This is a genomic window from Cellulosimicrobium marinum, from assembly GCF_020551945.1.
Taxonomy (GTDB): domain Bacteria; phylum Actinomycetota; class Actinomycetes; order Actinomycetales; family Cellulomonadaceae; genus Cellulosimicrobium; species Cellulosimicrobium marinum.
Map to the genome: position 1 here is coordinate 552,703 of NZ_JAJBZH010000003.1, position 16,201 is coordinate 568,903.

The following is a 16,201-nucleotide window of genomic DNA, read 5'->3' on the forward strand; positions in this document are numbered from 1 at the left end:
CCATCGCGCCACGCGATCCGTCGATGGGGACCGGTCCCCATCGGCGAAACCCCTGGTCACCGCGCTGCTACTCGGGCAGCGCGACGTGCATCTTGCGCGCCCGGCCGGACACGACGAGGAAGCCCCGTCCCGGGGGGAAGTCCGCGCGGCGGAGCCTGCCGAGCCCGGTGCCCAGCAGGTTGTCGCCGTCGAGGTCGCCCGGCGTGAGCAGGAGCCCCGACCGGCCGGCCTTGAACGGCTGCGCGATCGCCCACGCCTGCCCCCACGTCGAGGACTCCGCCTCCCCCACGACGAGCTGCTCGGCGCGCACCGCGGTCCGCACGAACGCCGCGAGGGGCTGCTCGGCGGGGGTGCCCGTGAACTCCGTGACGGACTCGACGAGGACCGTCAGCCCGCCCGGGCGCAGCGACCCGGACTCGAGCGCGGCGGTGAGGCTGCCCAGCAGCGTCACGACGTCCTCGGGCGACGTCGCCGCCGTGTCCCACGCGTCGAGGCCGGAGATGCTCGTGCGGCGCGGCGAGAGGTAGACCACCCTCCCGGCGCGCGCCCGCCGGACGGTCTGCGCGATCGTGACGAGCGCCGTCGTGCGACCACCGCCCGGGGGGCCGGCGAGCATGAAGGTGCCGCGGGCGGGCAGGCCGACGGGCGCAATGTCGAGGTCGTCGAGACCGATCGTCGGGCGGTCCGCCGCGAGGACGGGCAGGTCCGCGAGCGTGAAGCTGTCCGGCAGGCGGTCCACCCCCGGGGCCGCAGAGATCCCGAGGCGCACCATCGCGTCGCGCAGGCGACCCAGCTCGCGCGACTGGAGGGCGACGTTCGCGTCGCCGCCGAGGACCGCGACCTGCACCTCGTTCTCGTCGAGCACGCCGCGGCCGGGCGGCGAGGTCAGCGACAGGACGTCCTTGGGGACGCCGAGGGTGAGGTAGTCGTCCTCGTTCGCCAGCCGCAGCACGAGCCGCTTCTGGATCGTCGACCCGAGCGCCGTCGGGACCGACGCCGCCCGGTCGCCCGCGACGACGAGGTGGACCCCGACCTGGCGGCCGTCCGTCGCGACCGCGGAGAACGCTCCCCAGACGGGGAACTGGTGCGCGGCACGGAACTCGTACGACTCGCGGAACGCGCCGATGCCGTCGACGAGGAGCAGGACGCGCGGCTCGTCGGGCGCGTTCGCGAGGCGCCGGTACTCGGTGATGTCACCGGCCCGCACGGCGGCGTACCGGGCGGAGCGCTCGTCCACGAGGTCGCGCAGCATCCGCAGGACGCGCTGCACGCGCTCCTCGTCGTCGCCGGAGATCACGGCGCCGACGTGGGGCAGGTCCTCGAGCATCCGCAGGCCGCTCGCGCCGCAGTCGATCGCGTAGACCTGCACCGGGCCGCCGCGCGCGGTGATCGCGGCGGACACCGCGATGGTGCGCAGTGTGGCGCTCTTGCCCGAGCCGCCGGTGCCGTACACCGCCATGTTGCCGTCGCGGTCGGGCTCGTAGAAGACGGTGGGCTGGGCCTGCGCGCCCGGGTCGTCCTCGACGCCGAGGAGCAGCATCGTGTCGGTGCGCGGGTTGGGCAGGCGCGCGAGGTCGTAGGTGGGCGCGAGCTCGGCGAGCCACGGCTTGCGCGGCACCGGCACGCCGGCCTGCGTGGCCGCGGCCGAGATCGTCGACACGACGCGAGCGATGTCGTTCGGACCCGGGTCCGCGACCTCCTCCACCTCGGGCTCCGGCAGCTCCCAGCGCGCCCCCGTGCCGAACGCCATCTCCTGCACGTCGATGCGCGACCGCTCGGGCTGCGCCGTCGTCCACCCGCCCGCGTAGCCGGTCTGGAACGGGGTGATGCGCCCCGGGCCCGTCTTCACGGCGCCGCGCCCCGGGATCGACGGGTCGAAGTGCGCGGCCATGGGGATGCCGAGGATGTCCGTCGAGTCGTCCTCGTCGGCCATGCGCAGCGCCACGCGCAGGTTCGTGTTGGCGCGCAGGTTGTCGCGGATGACGCCCGCGGGGCGCTGCGTCGCGAGGATGAGGTGCAGGCCGAGGGAGCGCCCGCGCTGCGCGACGTCCACGACCCCGTCGACGAACTCCGGCACCTCGTTGACGAGGGCCGCGAACTCGTCGACGACGATGAGCAGGCTCGGCGGCGCGTCCGGGTCGCCCGTGCGCTCGAGCGAGGCGAGGTCCTTCGCCTTCTTCCGGTTGAGCAGGTGCTCGCGGTAGCGCAGCTCGGCGCGCAGCGACGTCAGCGCGCGCCGCACGAGGTGCGGCGACAGGTCGGTGACGAGGCCCACGGTGTGCGGCAGGTTCACGCAGTCCGCGAACGCCGCACCGCCCTTGTAGTCGACGAAGAGGAACGTCACCCGGTCCGGGCTGTGCGCCGCGGCCATGCCGAGCACCCACGACTGGAGGAACTCGGACTTGCCGGCGCCGGTCGTCCCGCCGACGAGCGCGTGCGGGCCCTGGGTGCGCAGGTCGAGGTACAGCGGCTCCACGCCGGAGTGGCCCACGAGGGCGCGCAGGTTCGTCGGGCGCTTGCGGCGCACCGGCGGCGACCCGTCGCGCGGCGTGAGCGAGCCGTTCTCGCGCCACGCGTCGATGAGGCGGCCCGGGTCGTCGGCGAGCGACGTGCCCGCGAGGCTCAGGTACGACACCGAGCGCGGCAGGTCGGAGTCGTCGTCCACCGGGGCGCCGACGTCGACGACCGGCGCGAGGATGCGCGCGACCTCGTGCGCCGTGGGCAGGTCCACCGTCTCGCACGTCACCGGGTAGGACAGCCGTCCGACCCGCACCTCCCCCGCCGTCGACCCGCCGACGGCGCCCGGTCGCCCGGCGCCGTCGGTCGTCGCCGCGCCGTCGTCCGCGGAGACGAGCACGAACGTGCGGCACGCCGCGGGGAGCTGCTCGACCGTCGGCGCGACCCACACGACGTGGACGCCCGCGTCGGCACCGCGCTCCGCGAGGCGCGTGAGGCGCGACCGGTCCACCGGGGCGTCGTCCTCGACGAGCACGACGACGGTCGGCAGCACGGGCTTCGGCGTCTCCTGCGGCTCGTCCGGGTCGATGGGGCCGCGCAGCTCCGCCCGGGCGCCCAGGTCGGCGCCGCGCAGCTCGACGAGGTCCTCGAGCTGGGACAGGAGCGAGAGCGCGGCACCGGGGTTGTCGGCGAGGTGGTCGCCCCCGAGCGGGCTGTGCGGGGAGCCCGTGTGCGGCAGCCACTCGAGCCACTCCCAGTCGGCGCGCGAGCGCTGCGACGTCAGGGCCGTGAGGACGAGCTCGGACGGCGAGTGCAGGCCGGCGAGCTGGACGAGCACGCCGCGCCCCACGGCGTCGGCGCTCGGCCCGGTGCCCGCGATGCCCAGGGCGCCGTCGGTGCGCAGCCGCGCGACGACGGGGACGCCGTCGATCGTGGCGCACTCCGTGTGCAGCTTCTCCAGCTCGGACCAGAACTGGGGCAGGGTGTCGTTCTCCGACTGCTGGTCCACCTGCGTGCGCGACGGCGCCGCGCCCAGCCCGATGCGGACCGTGAGGAACGCGTCGTGCTCGGGCCGGTGCGTCCACAGGAGCCCGCCGAGGCGACGCACCCCGTCGACCGTGTCCGCGACCGAGGGCGCCTCCGTGAGCCGCACCGCGCGCTCCACGGCGTGCGTGCGCTCGATCGTGACCCGCATCGCCGCCACGGACTGGCGGAACTGCTCGACCTGCGCCGTGAACTTCCGCTTCGCCTGCATCTTCGAGTCGAGGTAGGCCCCGAGCATGAGGATGGGGCTGAGACCGATGAAGACGATCGACAGGACGTTCTTCGTGACCGAGTAGAGGATCACGCCCATGATGAGCGGCGCGACCATCGCGAGGTACGGGAAGCGCGCGCCCTCCGGCGGGCGCGGCGGCTTCGGCGCCCGGAGCTTGCGCTCCTTGAACCGCGCGACGACGCGCGGCGACCGGTTGAACTCGACGACGGGGCTGGTCGGCGCGAGGCTCGTCGACCGGTGCAGGGCCACGACCGACACCACGGACGTGCCGATCGTCACCGTGTCCGCCGACGTCAGCGCCGAGCGCGTCATGCGCTGACCGCCCATGACGAGGCCGTTCGCGGAGTTCGTGTCCGTGATCTCGATGGTCTCGCCCACCGTGATGCGCGCGTGGCGCTTGGAGACCTGCGGGTCGGAGAGCCGGATGTCCATGTGGCGGTCGCGCCCCACGTAGCTCGTGCCCACCGGCAGCGGGAACTCGCGCCCCGCGTCGGGACCCTCCAGGACGCGCAGCACCGCGACGGCCGCCCCCCGGTCCTGCCCCGGCGCGTCGAACTGCTCCGAGACGCGCACGATCGAGACGGTCGAGCCCGAGCGCAGGCCCGCCTCCACGAGGTCGCTCGTCGGCGACAGCACGCGGCCCTGCCCGGCACCCGACCCGGCGGCCGGGTTCGTCGCGACCTGCAACGTCAGGCGCTCCGGCACGGCGGCGCCCGCGCGAGCGGGGTCGCCCGCGAACAGCGCCTCCGCGACGTCGCGCACGGACGCCGTCGCGTCCGCGGTCACGGCGACGTTCGTCGTCGACGCGTCGGGGCGGTGCAGCGTGAGCTTGATGCGCACAGGGTCGTCCTCGGCTTCCGTCGGGGGTCGTGGGCGGCCGGCGGCTCAGCCGTCGTCGGTCAGGTCCAGCAGGGGCAGGTCGGCACCGGTGACGAGGCGTGAGGCCACGGCGTACTCGACCAGGCGGGCACGGCGGTTCGTCGCGAGCGCGCCCGGCCCGCCGCGCAGGCCCTTCACGCCGATGCGGTCGAGCTTGTCGCACACGTTGTCGAGCTTGCGGTTGAAGCGCGTCGTGGCCCAGCCCAGGCGCGCGGCCGCCGCGGCCGACGACGGGATCTCGGACAGGCCCGTGCCGTCGCGCCGCAGCATCGGCTCCGCGAGCGCGACGATGAGCTGCTTCTGGCTCGTGGTGAACGTGATCATGCCGATCGTCGTCGCCCCCGAGTCGGGGTCCTCCGAGCGGATCTCCTGGTACGGCGCGCCCCGGAGCTGCGCGATCACCTCGTACGTCGTGGGACCCGCGGTGAACACGATCGACGTCGTCGGGAACACGATGGGCAGCCGGTTGCCCGGCGAGAGCCACGACTGCACGCCGCCCCCCGCGTCGCAGACCGTCGCCGAGATGAGCGTGCCGACGTTCGCCAGCCACCAGATCCCGCCCTCGTGCGAGACCCGCAGGAAGCGCCGGTGCAGGTACGGGTTGTCCTCGATCGCGAGGTCGCCGTCGCGCCCGATGTCGAACGGCTCCCCCTCCGCGTCCGGGCGGAACCACTCCCCGCAGAACTCGATCGCGAGCTCGCTCATCCCGCCTCCCCCTGGACGCACGCGGTCTGCGGGCTCGCGGACTGCCGGCCCGACCGGTCCACGACGACCTCGATGCACACCTGCTCGCCCGGGTCGGCGCTGAGCTCCACCTCGTCCTGGTCGAAGATCCGCTTGTACGGGCCGTCGCCCAGCACGTCGAGGCGGCGCCACGCGAAGCCGTCATCCTCCTGCGCGTCCGGGCTGTCGTACGCCCAGGTGAACGTCGCGACCTCCCGGTCGGGGTCGTACGTGCCCACGAGGTCGTTCACGGGCGGCACCAGCGCCCCGAGGTTGTCCGACGGCGTGTACGTCGACGTGCTCGTCGGCTCGTCGGGGGGCTCCGCGTCGTCCCCGCCCGGGGTCCGGTCGCGGGTGAGCGCGAGCACACCGCCGACCGCGACGGCGACGACGAGCACGGCCGACAGCACGATCCACAGCACGCCCCGGCGCGGGGTCTGCTCGCCGCCCCCGGCGCCGTCGTCCCCGGGCCCGGACGGCCCGACCGTGCGCTGGACGGTGTCCTCCACGGGTACGCCGCCCCACGCCCCCGGGCGGCCGCCGCCCCGCGACGGGTCGGTGAGCTCGACGACGGGCGCGTGGCCGAGCGCCGAGGTCGGGGCGGTGCCGCTCGTGCCCGACGGCGCGTGGCCGGTCCACGCGGCCGGCGCGGCCCCCGGCGTGCCGGTGGTCGCCGCGGGCACCCCCTGGCCGTAGCCGGGCCCGGCCGACGCCCCCGGCCCGTACGACGCCGCGGCGCCCGCACCCGCGTGCGGCACCGACCAGCGCGGGTCGGGCTGCGGCGCCCCGGTCGTGGGGGCGGCGCCCCCGCCCGGCCCCGACGGGTCGATCGACACGACCTGGCGCAGCCGGGTCCCGCCGTCGTCGTCCGGCTCCTCCTCCTGCACGTGGCCGGAGTCGTCGAGGAGGTCGATCGGGGTGACGGCGAGCGCGAGCTCGTTCTGCACCTGCTGCAGGGCGCGGGCGAACGCCAGCATCGTCGGGTACCGCGCGCCCGGGTTCTTCGCCATCGCGGTCGCGAGCACGCGCTCCAGCGACGCCGGGACGTCGGTCCGGCCCGTGCGCGGCAGCGGCGACGACTCGATCCGGGAGATGAGGTTCGCGCTGGAGTTCGACCCGCCCGGCACCTCGAACGGCGACCGGCCGGCGAGCAGCGTGTACGTCGTGGCCGCGAGCGCCCACACGTCCGTGGCGATGCCGCTGCGCGGCGGCTCCGCGAACGACTCGGGCGGGGACCACGGGATGGACATGCCCTCGGCGCGCGCGGCGTCGTCCACCGTGGAGGAGATGCCGAAGTCGGTGAGCGCGGGGTGGCCGTACTCCGTGACGAGGATGTTCGCGGGCTTGATGTCGCGGTGCAGGATGCCCGCGCGGTGCGCCGTCTCCACGGCGCCCGCGATCTGCACGGCGATGCGCAGCGCCTCCGCGACGGACAGCCGCTCCGTGCGGTAGCGCGCGCCCAGGTTCGGGCGCGAGCAGTACTCCATCGCGAGGTACGGCCGGCCGTCGTCCGCGACGTCGGCCTCGTACATGGTGACGATCGACGGGTGGTTCGACAGCGTCGCCATGAGGTCGGCCTCGGCGTCGAACGCGGCGCGCTGCGACGGGCTCGACCACTCGTGCAGGAGGACCTTGACCGCGACGCGGCGACGCGGCCGCTGCTGCTGGTAGAGGAAGACGTCCGAGAACCCGCCGGACCCGACGAGCGAGACGTACTCGAACCCCTGGATCTCCGGCGGCGGCGAGGGAGCGCGCTTCGTGCTCACCGAATCCCCTCGAACGTCAGGGTCACGCCGTCGCCCAGGTCGGCGACGTCGCCGTCGACCACGAGCACCGGCTCCGACGGGTGCAGGCGGCGCGGGGGCTGGCCGGCGCGCAGGAGCGTCGTCCCGTTGGTCGTCGCCATGTCGCTCACGAGCACGTGCCAGCCCTCGAGCGTGATCTCCAGGTGGGAGCGCGAGATGTCCTGCTGCGGGCTGGGGACGGTCACGAGCCGCGGGAGGTCCGCGGCCTGCGTGCGCGGCGTCCGCGGGCGGCGCCCCACCACGACCCCGCGGTCGAGGTCGACGGTCTGGCCCGTGGAGACGGTGACCCGACCGAGCGGCGGGCGCAGGGCGAGCGCGGCGTCGCCCTCGAGCGGTGCGCCGCACAGCGCGCACGCCTCGCGCGACGGCGGGTTGGCGTGGCCCTGCGCGCACGTGCGCGCGAGGATCCGCTGGCCCGGACCGGGCGGCGTCTCGAACGAGGGCGTCCCGGGTGCGGGCGTCGCCACGGCACCCGTCCCGGAGACCGCGTACGGAGCGCTGTGGTCCGGCGCGGCGTCGAGCCGTGCCGAGTCGTCCTGGGCGGAGTCGTACGGCGAGGGGTCGGTCGGTGCCGTGCCGGACGGCTCGCCGGAGGCGTCGTCCGCGGTCGGCCCCGCGCCGGGCTGCTCGGCGGCGGCGCGCAGGTCCGCGATGGCCGAGGACAGGACGGTGTGGCCGTCGTGGTCGAGCCCGCCCGCGTCCTGTCCCGGCTGCTGTCCCGGCCGCTGTCCCGGCTGCTGGCCCGCACCCACGTCGTGCCCGGCGTCGAGCACGGACGAGAGGTCGTCGTCCACGCCGGCGGCACGGTGGGCCGCGGCCGGCGTCGCCCCCGTCCACTCGCGCGGCACGCCCGCGATGAGGCCGTCCGACCCGGCCGCGGCCCCGGGAGACGGCGGCGTCGGCGGGGCGGGCGGGGCGGGGACCGGCGGGACCGGCCCCGCCGCGGCCTCGTCGCCGTGCTCGTCCTCGTCCGGCTCCTCCGCCCGCACCGCGGCGTCCTCGACGGTCCGCATCACGGTCGAGCCCCACAGGTGCGCGTAGTCGTCGGCCGCGACCGGCGGCACGTCCAGCTCGTCGACGGGCGGCGGGGGCGAGGCGGCGAAGGTCTGGCCCTCCGGCCCCGGGGCGATCGTCTCCTCGGACGGCCGCAGGGTCGCCCCGAGCGGCACCACGGCGGGCGACGGTGACGCCTCCACGGGCTCGGCGGTCCGCTCCTCGCTCGGCTCCTCGGTCGGCTCCTCGGTCGGCTCCTCGGTCGGCTCGGCGGTCGAGCCCGCGGGCCCGACGGTGACCGGCTCCGGCCGCGGGGCGAGCTGCCACGCGACGGCGTCCGCGAGCACGACGGCGGACGTCAGCGGGAGCGAGGGCGCGTCGCCCAGGAGGGTCGTCCCGGCGGGCACGTCGAGCGGGTCGGTCGCCGTGCGCACGAGGAGCTCCACGACGTCGTCCACGACGCGCTCGGACCACGTGGTGACGTGCTCGCCGTCCACGTGGAGGCGCTGCCCGTCCTCGACCTCGAGGGTCACGCCCACCGCGCCGCGGACCGCGACGTGGGCGCGTCGCCCGGTGACCACCGCGACCGCGAACGGGGGGATGGTCCGCAGGCTCGACCCGAAGGCGCCCGTGAGGACCTGGAGGACCTCCACCACCCCCGGGTCCGTGCCGAGCTGGTCCCAGACCTGGTCCACGAGGGCGGTGTCGGCGCCGCCCGGCAGGACGACCGCGGCACCCCCTCGGACCAGGACGTGGGCGTCCCCCGCGACGTAGCGCAGCGTCACGTCAAGCCCCCCATCTGCAGTCGGACCTCCCTGGGCAGGGTGTCGTCGTCGATCGTCGAGTCCGTCGCGGGCAGCCGGTCGCGCGGAGCGGTGCTCCCGGCGCCCGTATCGTCCTGGACGCCCGTGGCGTCCACGACGACGACAGTGATGTTATCCCGGCCCCCGGCGACGATTGCCTCGTGCACCAGCCGTTCGGCGGCGCTCTGCGGGTCCGGGTGCTCGAGCAGGATCTCCGCGATCCGCTCGTCGGACAGCTCGCCCGTGAGCCCGTCGGAGCAGACGAGGACACGGTCGTGGCTCTCGATCGGCACGTACCAGAAGTCGGGCTGCGGCTCGTTGCGCGAGCCCAGGGCCCGGGTCACCACGTGGCGACGCGGGTGGGTCAGGGCCTCGCCCGCGGTGAGCAGACCGGCGTCGACCATCTCCTGGACCTCGGAGTGGTCCACGCTCACCTGGTCAAGCCGCCCGCCCGACAGGTGGTACGTGCGCGAGTCGCCCACGTTGAGCACGAGCCAGTACGGGTTGCCGTCCTGCTCGCTCACGGCGACGCCGCTCAGCGTCGTGCCTGCGCCGCGGCCGGGCTCGGTGACGATCGCCCGCACGTCGTCCTGCGCCGCGACGAGCCGCGCGCGCACGTCCTCGGGCCGCACGACGTCGAGGTCGGCGAGGGGACGCAGCGCCGCGATGGCGGTGGCGCTGGCGACCTCGCCTGCGTCGTGGCCCCCCATGCCGTCGGCGACGAGGAAGACCGAGCGCGACACGAGGAAGCGGTCCTCGTTGAGCTGACGTCGGGCGCCGCGGTGCGACGCCGCGCCCCAGGAGAGGTGCACCTCGGTCTCCGGGCCGTTCACGCGGCCCCCGGGTGCACGACGAGCCGGCGGTCGCCGACGTGGATCGTGGCCCCCACGGGGACGCGGACCCGCGCCCCCGGCTCGGCCACGCGCGGCGGCGCGCCCGGCGCGGACACCACCGTGCCGTTCGTCGAGCCCCTGTCCGTGAGCCACAGGCCGCCCGGGTCGACCCCCAGCTCGGCGTGCGTCTTGGACACGGACCGTGTCGGGTCGGCGACCGGCACGAGGATCCACCCGGCGTCGGGGGCCTGCGGGTTGCGTCCGACGAGCGCGGGCCCGTCGACGACGCGGCGCTCGCCGGACTCGAGCTCCAGGACGACCGTGACGACGGGCGCCGGGTCCATCGCACGGGCCTCCGCCACGCTCATGCGCGTGCTGTCCCACTCGGGGTCCTCCGGCTCGGCCGCGGGCTGCGCGGCGACCGGGGCCGGGGCCGGGGCCGGGGCCGGGGCCGGGGCCGGGGCCGGGGCGGGGGTCGGAGCCGGGGTCGGAGCGGCCGGGGCCGCGGGCGCGGACCCGGGCACGCCGGTGATCAGACCGCCGCCCCCGCCCGGCCCGGCGGGCGCCGACGGGAAGGCCCACGGGTCCGGCAGCGGAGCGGACGGGGCCGCGGTGCCCGGTGCCGCGGCGGGCGGGGCGAAGGCCGCCGGGTCCACGGGACGCGGTGCCGGGGTCGACGGCGCGTAGCCGCCGGGCGCGGGAGCGCCGGCCGCCGCAGGGGCCGAGGGCGGGGCGTACCCCGCCGGTCCGGGCTGGCCCGCCGACGAGGGGTAGCCCGGTGCCGAGGGGTAGCCCGGTGCCGAGGAGGCCGGCGGCACGAGCGAGGCGACGCCGTCGTGCCGGGCGGGTGCGGAGGTGCCCCGCGCGTCGACGACGACCGCGCGTGCCGCCTTGTCGTGCCAGCCCTGACGGCGGCCCGAGGAGTCGAACGCCGGGCTCGCGACGACCAGCCACTGCCCCACGACGACGAGGCCGCCCGCCGCGACGACGAGCCAGCGCACGAGCGCCCGGCCGAAGCCGACGGGCGTGCGCGTGGTCAGGTCGAGCGTGCGGATCCCCGTCGCAAGGTTGCCGAGGGTCTTGCCCGTGCGTCCTTCCCAGAACGCGATGCCGAGCCACCACGCGAGCACGAGGACACCGGCCAGCGCGTAGACGACGAGGAGCTGGCCGAGGATGGCGGACGCCTCCTCGGGGGTCACCTGCCGCGGTGCGCCCGTCAGCGGGACGCCGACGACCGCGACGCCGACCACCAGGACGATCGCGGCGAGCACGCCGACCGCCCCCGCGTCGACGACGAAGGCCAGCACGCGGCGGCCCACCCCCGCGAACGGCGCCGCGGCGAGCGCCGGTGCGCCCGCGACCGGGGCGGGCAGCGCCGCCTTCTGCGTCGCGGCGTACACCTCGGGCTCCGTCGTCACGTCGGCGACGCCCGCCGGTGCGCCCTGCCACACGCCGCCGCTCGCTGCGGCCTGCACGCCACCGAGCGGCCCCGACGGCGGCGCCGCGAGCGGCCGACCCGTCCGGGGGAACGGCTGCCCGCACACGGCGCAGAACGCCGATCCCGCCGACTGCGCGGAACCGCACGCGGCGCAGGTCACGTCCGTCATCGATCCACTCCCTCGTCCGTCGGCGCGCCCCTCGTCGGGCCCGCCGTCCCGGTCGGCGCCGTCGGGGGCCGACGGAACCACGACGTCCACCGTCCGCCGCCCGCCCTGGCGGTCCGGCCGGCCCGCACGGACCGCAGCGACAGGGCCGCGCGCAGCCGGGCGCGCCGGTTCACGGAGGAGCGTAGCCCGCCGACGACACCGTCGACGTCGGCCCAGAACGCCTCGATCTCCTGCTCGGTCGGCTCGCCCGCGCCGAACACCGTCGCGTCGGCGCGATGCGCGAGCGGGATCGTCGTGGTCGCGCCGAACGTCTGCGCGATCACGCCCGCGCCCTCACGCCGCGTCGCGCCCACCGGCACGGGCGTCCCGAGGTCGGTCGCGGCGTCGAGCACCTCGCGCCAGCCGCCGCTCACCCGGTCGACCGGACGCTCCGCCGCCCGGCGACGGGCGCGGCGTCGGGCCTTGTACGCGAGGACGAGCACGATCGGCAGGGCCAGGAGCAGCAGCGGCACGGCGACGGCGACGCCGACGAGCACGACCGTGCCCCAGTCGAACCGCTCGCTGTCGGCCTTCTCGTCGTCCTCGTCGTCGACCTTCCCGGCCTCCGCCTCGGCGGGCTCCTCCGGCGGCTCCGGGTCCTCGAGGACGGGCGGCTTGGGCACCTGGAGGCTCTTCGGCTCCGGCTCGATCTTGTTGTCCTCGTCGGGGATCGCCGTCACCGGCACCCACCCGTAGCCCACGAACGGCACCTCGGCCCACGCGTGGACGTCGCCCCCGGTGGCCGTGAACGGCTCACCCGGCTCCAGCGGGTCCTTCTCGTCCGGGTAGAAGCCCATGACGACGCGCGCGGGGATCCCGGCCTGGTTCGCCATGAGGGCGAGCGCGACGGCGAACTGCTCGTCGTCGCCCACCATCTCGTCGTCGGCGAGCAGGGTGTCGATGCGCTCGGCCGAGTGGCCCGGGCGCGAGGGCGGCTGGTTCTCCAGGCCGCTCGAGAACACACCGCTCGCGACGAGCCCGTCGCGCAGCGCGAAGAGCTGCTCCACCGGGTCCGTCTCCTCGCCCATGAACTGCGCAGCCTTGCCGGCGAGCGCCGCGGGCAGCAGGCCCTTCTGCAGGGGCGGCACGGCGACCTGGTCGATCGCCCCCGCGCGCAGGTCCTCCTCCGTGGGCTCCGGACGCACGAGCGTGTCGAGCGTGTACGTGTCGCCGGGCTGCAGGCCCGCCGTCGTGAGCGCCGTCCCCGTCGTGGAGTTGTAGTACGTGCCCTCGGCGAGCTCGCGCGCCCGGTCCGACGTGTAGGTGATGCCGGCGAGGGTCCCCGCGTCGGGCACCCACACGCCCGCGTAGTCGCGGACCTCGACCTCCAGGGTCGTCGGCGTGCCCGTGGCCACGGTCGCGATCTCGTCGCCCGCCCTCGTGTACACGCCGGAGCCGGGCAGGCCGCTGGACGCGTCGTACACGACGCCGTTGTACGCGTCGAGCGTGGCGAGGCGCACCTTCGTGCCCGCGGGCAGCCCGCGGACGGTGAACAGCTCCGCCTCGTCGAGGTCCTTGGCGTACTTGCGGAACCCGGTGAGCGGGCTGACGTACTCGTGCAGGTCGAGCGGCGGGACGACGGTCTCGCGCAGGACCGTCCGCGGCTCGTCCGGCAGGAGCGCCGGCCCGGCGAACGCGGCCGCCACGCCGCCGACGGCGAGCATCGCCGCGCCCGTGCGGACCCGGTGCCACCACAGGCGGCGCGTCGCGGCCCGGCTCGCCTCCGTGGTGACCTGGTGGGCGCCCATCCGCGCGGCGGTGACCCGCCAGCTCGCCCAGAGCAGGCCGACGACGCCGAGCACGAGGCCCTGCGCCACGGGCGCGGCCGCGATCACCGTGCCGAGGAGGATGACGCCGACGAACGCCACGAGGACGGGCACGAGCGCCCAGGCCGCGTGCTTCGCACGCCACGCGACCGACCCGGCGACGAGCGCGGTCACGAGCAGGAGGAGGTACGGGACGACCGCGAGGTCCGGGAACGAGTGGAGCGGCGGGACCGTGGTCACGAACTCCTTCCACCCGGTCACCGCGCCGAGCAGCAGGTCCTGGACGGTCGTCAGGGACGGCACGACGCCGCCGATCGCGTCCGCGGGCAGCGCCAGCGCACCGCCGAACAGCACGTAGGCGAGGACGGCGACCGCGAGGACGGTGACCGCGGGCCAGCGGCGCCATGCGCCGAGCCACGCGACCGCGAGGCCCACCACGGCACCCCCGACGGCCGGGACGAGGTAGCCCGTCGACCCCCAGACGGGGCCGAGGCCGACGATCGTCGCACCGAGGACGACGAGGAGGGCGGCGGCGTCGACGGCGCCCGCCACGGTCAGCGCGCGGGGCCGCTCGGCGCCGCGCAGCCGGGTGGTGCCGCGGCGCGACGTCCCCGACGAGGGGGCGGCCGCGGTGCCCGCGGGGACGCGGCGCGAGCCGCGCGTCGTGGTGCTGGGGGCGCTCATCAGTCGTTCAGCCTCCGCAGGGCGAGCGGGAGCTCCCCGAGCTCCCCGATCGTCAGGACCACGAGCTCGGCGATCGCGTGCCGGCTCAGCGACGCGCCGGGGACGCACTGGATCGCCATGACCCGCACGTCCTGCGGCAGACGCGCGGACGCGGCGCGCAGCTCGGTCGGCGTCACGCGGGACCCGACGACGAACGCGACCACGGACGCGTCGGTGATGGTCGCGCCCGCGAGGCGGGCCACGTCGACGAGCGTCGCGCGCTGCGCGCTCGTGTCGACGCGGGCGAGGTCGTCGAGGAGGCGGGTCCGGTGGTCGCCGCGCAGGTTCCCGTCGTTGACGAGCACCGTGACGCCGCGGTCCTCCTTGATGGCCTGCAGCCCGAGGGAGCCGCACGCGCTCACGGCGAGCTCGAACTCGTCGTCGTGCGCGTAGTCCTCGGCACGGGTCGACAGCAGCACCGCGAGGTGCGAGCGGCGCGTCTCCTCGAACTGGCGCACCATGAGCTGGCCCGTGCGCGCGGTCGTCTTCCAGTGGATGTGGCGCCGGTCGTCGCCCGGCACGTAATCGCGCAGCGCGTGGAACGACACGTCGGAGTTCGAGATGTCCGTCGTCACACGGCCCTCGAGGTCCTTGAGGAACCCGGTCGACGACCCGGTGAGGTTCTTCACGCGCGGGTGGACGAACAGCTCCTCGGGCTCGGTCCACACGACCTCGCGCCGCAACAGGCCCAGCGGGTCGGCCCGCACGGAGCGAACCGGACCCACCGAGATGACGGACCGGCGGTTCGTCGGGACCGTGAAGATCTCCTCGTGGTTCGCCCCCGGGCGCAGACGCGGGACGGGGAACGTCGCCATGCCCTGGCCGACCGGCAGCTCCATGACCGAGGGCAGGAGGGGGCGCGACGACGCGTTCGTCACGTCGAGCCGACCCACCGCGCGGTCGCCGACCGTCACGCGCCGCTGCGCCAGGTCGAGGACCACGCCGTACCGGAACCGGCCGAGCACGAAGACCACGGCCGCGAGCAGCGCGACCGTGAGCAGGACCGCGACGACGACGAGCTCCAGCCACGACAGCACCAGGCCGGCCCACCAGGCCCCGACGGCCGCGACGACCGTGACCCAGCCGAAGGGGCTCACCGCGGACGTCGCGGGCGCGAGCGGGCGCAGCGCGCGGCGCACCGACGCGGTGCCGCGCGACACGGCGTCGCCGACGGGTCGCAGGAGCCCGGCGCGCGCGGTCGACGGCGCGGTGCCGGCTGTCGCGCCGCCGGAGCGGGGGCGGGAGGCGTTCATGGTCCTGCTCTCGGTACGGGTGCAGCGGGGACGGAGCGGCGGGTCAGGCGGAGCGACGCTCCTGCGGTGCCGCGACGTCGGCGAGGAGGCGGCCCAGCACGGCCTCGCTCGTCGCGCCCGCGAACTCCGCCTCCGGGTCGAGGACGAACCGGTGCGCCCACACCGGCTGCGCGAGCTCCTTGACGTCGTCCGGCAGCACGTAGTTGCGGCCGTGCGCCGCCGCCCACACCTTCGCGCAGCGCACGAGCGCGAGGGCGCCGCGGACGGACACCCCGACCCGCACCTCGGGCGCGTTGCGCGTCTCCTCCGCGAGGCGCGAGATGTACTCCAGGACGGCGCCGTCCACGTGGACGCGCGCCGCGAGCTCGGACATCTCCACGACCGCCTGGGTCGTGATGATCGCCTGGAGCGTCTTGCTGCGGTCGCGCACGGCCGCACCGGACAGGATCTCCACCGTGGACGCGTGGTCGGGGTACCCGAGCGACGTCTTCATGAGGAAGCGGTCGAGCTGGGCCTCGGGCAGGCGGTACGTGCCCGCCTGCTCGATGGGGTTCTGCGTCGCGATGACCATGAACGGCCGGCCGACGTCGTGGCCGACGCCGTCGACGGTGACCCGCCCCTCCTCCATGACCTCCAGCAGCGCCGACTGCGTCTTCGGCGAGGCACGGTTGATCTCGTCGGCGAGGACGATCGACGCGAAGATCGGGCCCTGGTGGAACTCGAACCTGCCCGACTTCTGGTCGTAGATCGTCACACCCGTGACGTCGGACGGCAGCAGGTCCGGCGTGAACTGGATGCGGCTGTTCGTGCCCTGCACGCTCGCGGCGAGGGCGCGCGCGAGCGACGTCTTGCCCGTGCCCGGCGCGTCCTCGAGGAGGATGTGCCCCTCGGACAGCATGCAGGTGAGCGTCAGGCGCACGACGTGCGCCTTGCCCAGCACCGCCTGGCCGACGTTGCCGACGAGGCGGTCGAAGGTCTGAGCGAACCAGGCGGCCTGCTCCGGGGTCATCGTGCTCATGGGTGTTCCGTCTCTCCTGAGGTCGT

The 16,201-nt window shown here is 75.7% G+C and carries 9 protein-coding genes; all 9 read right to left on the reverse strand.

From position 1 onward, the window contains the following. Positions 1-67: 67 nt before the first annotated feature. The 9 genes from LGQ04_RS09730 to LGQ04_RS09775 are packed head-to-tail and all read right to left on the reverse strand — an operon-like array spanning position 68 to position 16,175. Positions 68-4,573: a type VII secretion EssC family protein gene (locus LGQ04_RS09730; RefSeq protein ID WP_229243471.1), complete on the reverse strand. Its 4,506-nt coding sequence runs from the start codon at positions 4,571-4,573 to the stop codon at positions 68-70. A gap of 45 nt (positions 4,574-4,618) precedes the next feature. Next, the gene (locus LGQ04_RS09735; protein ID WP_229243472.1) at positions 4,619-5,317 is read right to left on the reverse strand and encodes a hypothetical protein; all 699 of its coding nucleotides are present in this window, start codon (positions 5,315-5,317) and stop codon (positions 4,619-4,621) included. Further along, positions 5,314-7,101, reverse strand: a complete 1,788-nt coding sequence (locus tag LGQ04_RS09740) for a serine/threonine-protein kinase (RefSeq protein ID WP_229243473.1) — start codon at positions 7,099-7,101, stop codon at positions 5,314-5,316. The genes LGQ04_RS09735 and LGQ04_RS09740 overlap by 4 nt, the downstream gene beginning before the upstream one ends. Further along, the gene (locus tag LGQ04_RS09745) at positions 7,098-8,918 is read right to left on the reverse strand and encodes an FHA domain-containing protein (protein WP_229243474.1); all 1,821 of its coding nucleotides are present in this window, start codon (positions 8,916-8,918) and stop codon (positions 7,098-7,100) included. Before LGQ04_RS09745 ends, LGQ04_RS09740 begins: the two co-directional genes overlap by 4 nt. Next, the gene (locus LGQ04_RS09750) at positions 8,915-9,769 is read right to left on the reverse strand and encodes a PP2C family protein-serine/threonine phosphatase (RefSeq protein WP_229243475.1); all 855 of its coding nucleotides are present in this window, start codon (positions 9,767-9,769) and stop codon (positions 8,915-8,917) included. Before LGQ04_RS09750 ends, LGQ04_RS09745 begins: the two co-directional genes overlap by 4 nt. Then, positions 9,766-11,376: an RDD family protein gene (locus LGQ04_RS17405; protein WP_267494619.1), complete on the reverse strand. Its 1,611-nt coding sequence runs from the start codon at positions 11,374-11,376 to the stop codon at positions 9,766-9,768. Before LGQ04_RS17405 ends, LGQ04_RS09750 begins: the two co-directional genes overlap by 4 nt. Then, positions 11,373-13,865 (reverse strand): transglutaminase-like domain-containing protein, encoded by a 2,493-nt coding sequence (locus LGQ04_RS09765; protein ID WP_229243476.1) that lies wholly within the window; start codon positions 13,863-13,865, stop codon positions 11,373-11,375. Before LGQ04_RS09765 ends, LGQ04_RS17405 begins: the two co-directional genes overlap by 4 nt. Further along, positions 13,865-15,157: a DUF58 domain-containing protein gene (locus tag LGQ04_RS09770; RefSeq protein WP_229243477.1), complete on the reverse strand. Its 1,293-nt coding sequence runs from the start codon at positions 15,155-15,157 to the stop codon at positions 13,865-13,867. The genes LGQ04_RS09765 and LGQ04_RS09770 overlap by 1 nt, the downstream gene beginning before the upstream one ends. Positions 15,158-15,200: 43 nt before the next feature. After that, positions 15,201-16,175 (reverse strand): AAA family ATPase, encoded by a 975-nt coding sequence (locus tag LGQ04_RS09775; protein ID WP_229243478.1) that lies wholly within the window; start codon positions 16,173-16,175, stop codon positions 15,201-15,203. Positions 16,176-16,201: the final 26 nt, after the last annotated feature.

What these genes read in the sequence shown, in the direction of transcription:
- LGQ04_RS09735 (WP_229243472.1), bottom strand. Translation starts at nt 5,317, where the DNA reads ATGAGCGAGCTCGCGATCGAGTTCTGCGGGGAGTGGTTCCGCCCGGAC.
- LGQ04_RS17405 (WP_267494619.1), bottom strand. Translation starts at nt 11,376, where the DNA reads ATGACGGACGTGACCTGCGCCGCGTGCGGTTCCGCGCAGTCGGCGGGA.
- LGQ04_RS09765 (WP_229243476.1), bottom strand. Translation starts at nt 13,865, where the DNA reads ATGAGCGCCCCCAGCACCACGACGCGCGGCTCGCGCCGCGTCCCCGCG.
- LGQ04_RS09770 (WP_229243477.1), bottom strand. Translation starts at nt 15,157, where the DNA reads ATGAACGCCTCCCGCCCCCGCTCCGGCGGCGCGACAGCCGGCACCGCG.
- LGQ04_RS09775 (WP_229243478.1), bottom strand. Translation starts at nt 16,175, where the DNA reads ATGAGCACGATGACCCCGGAGCAGGCCGCCTGGTTCGCTCAGACCTTC.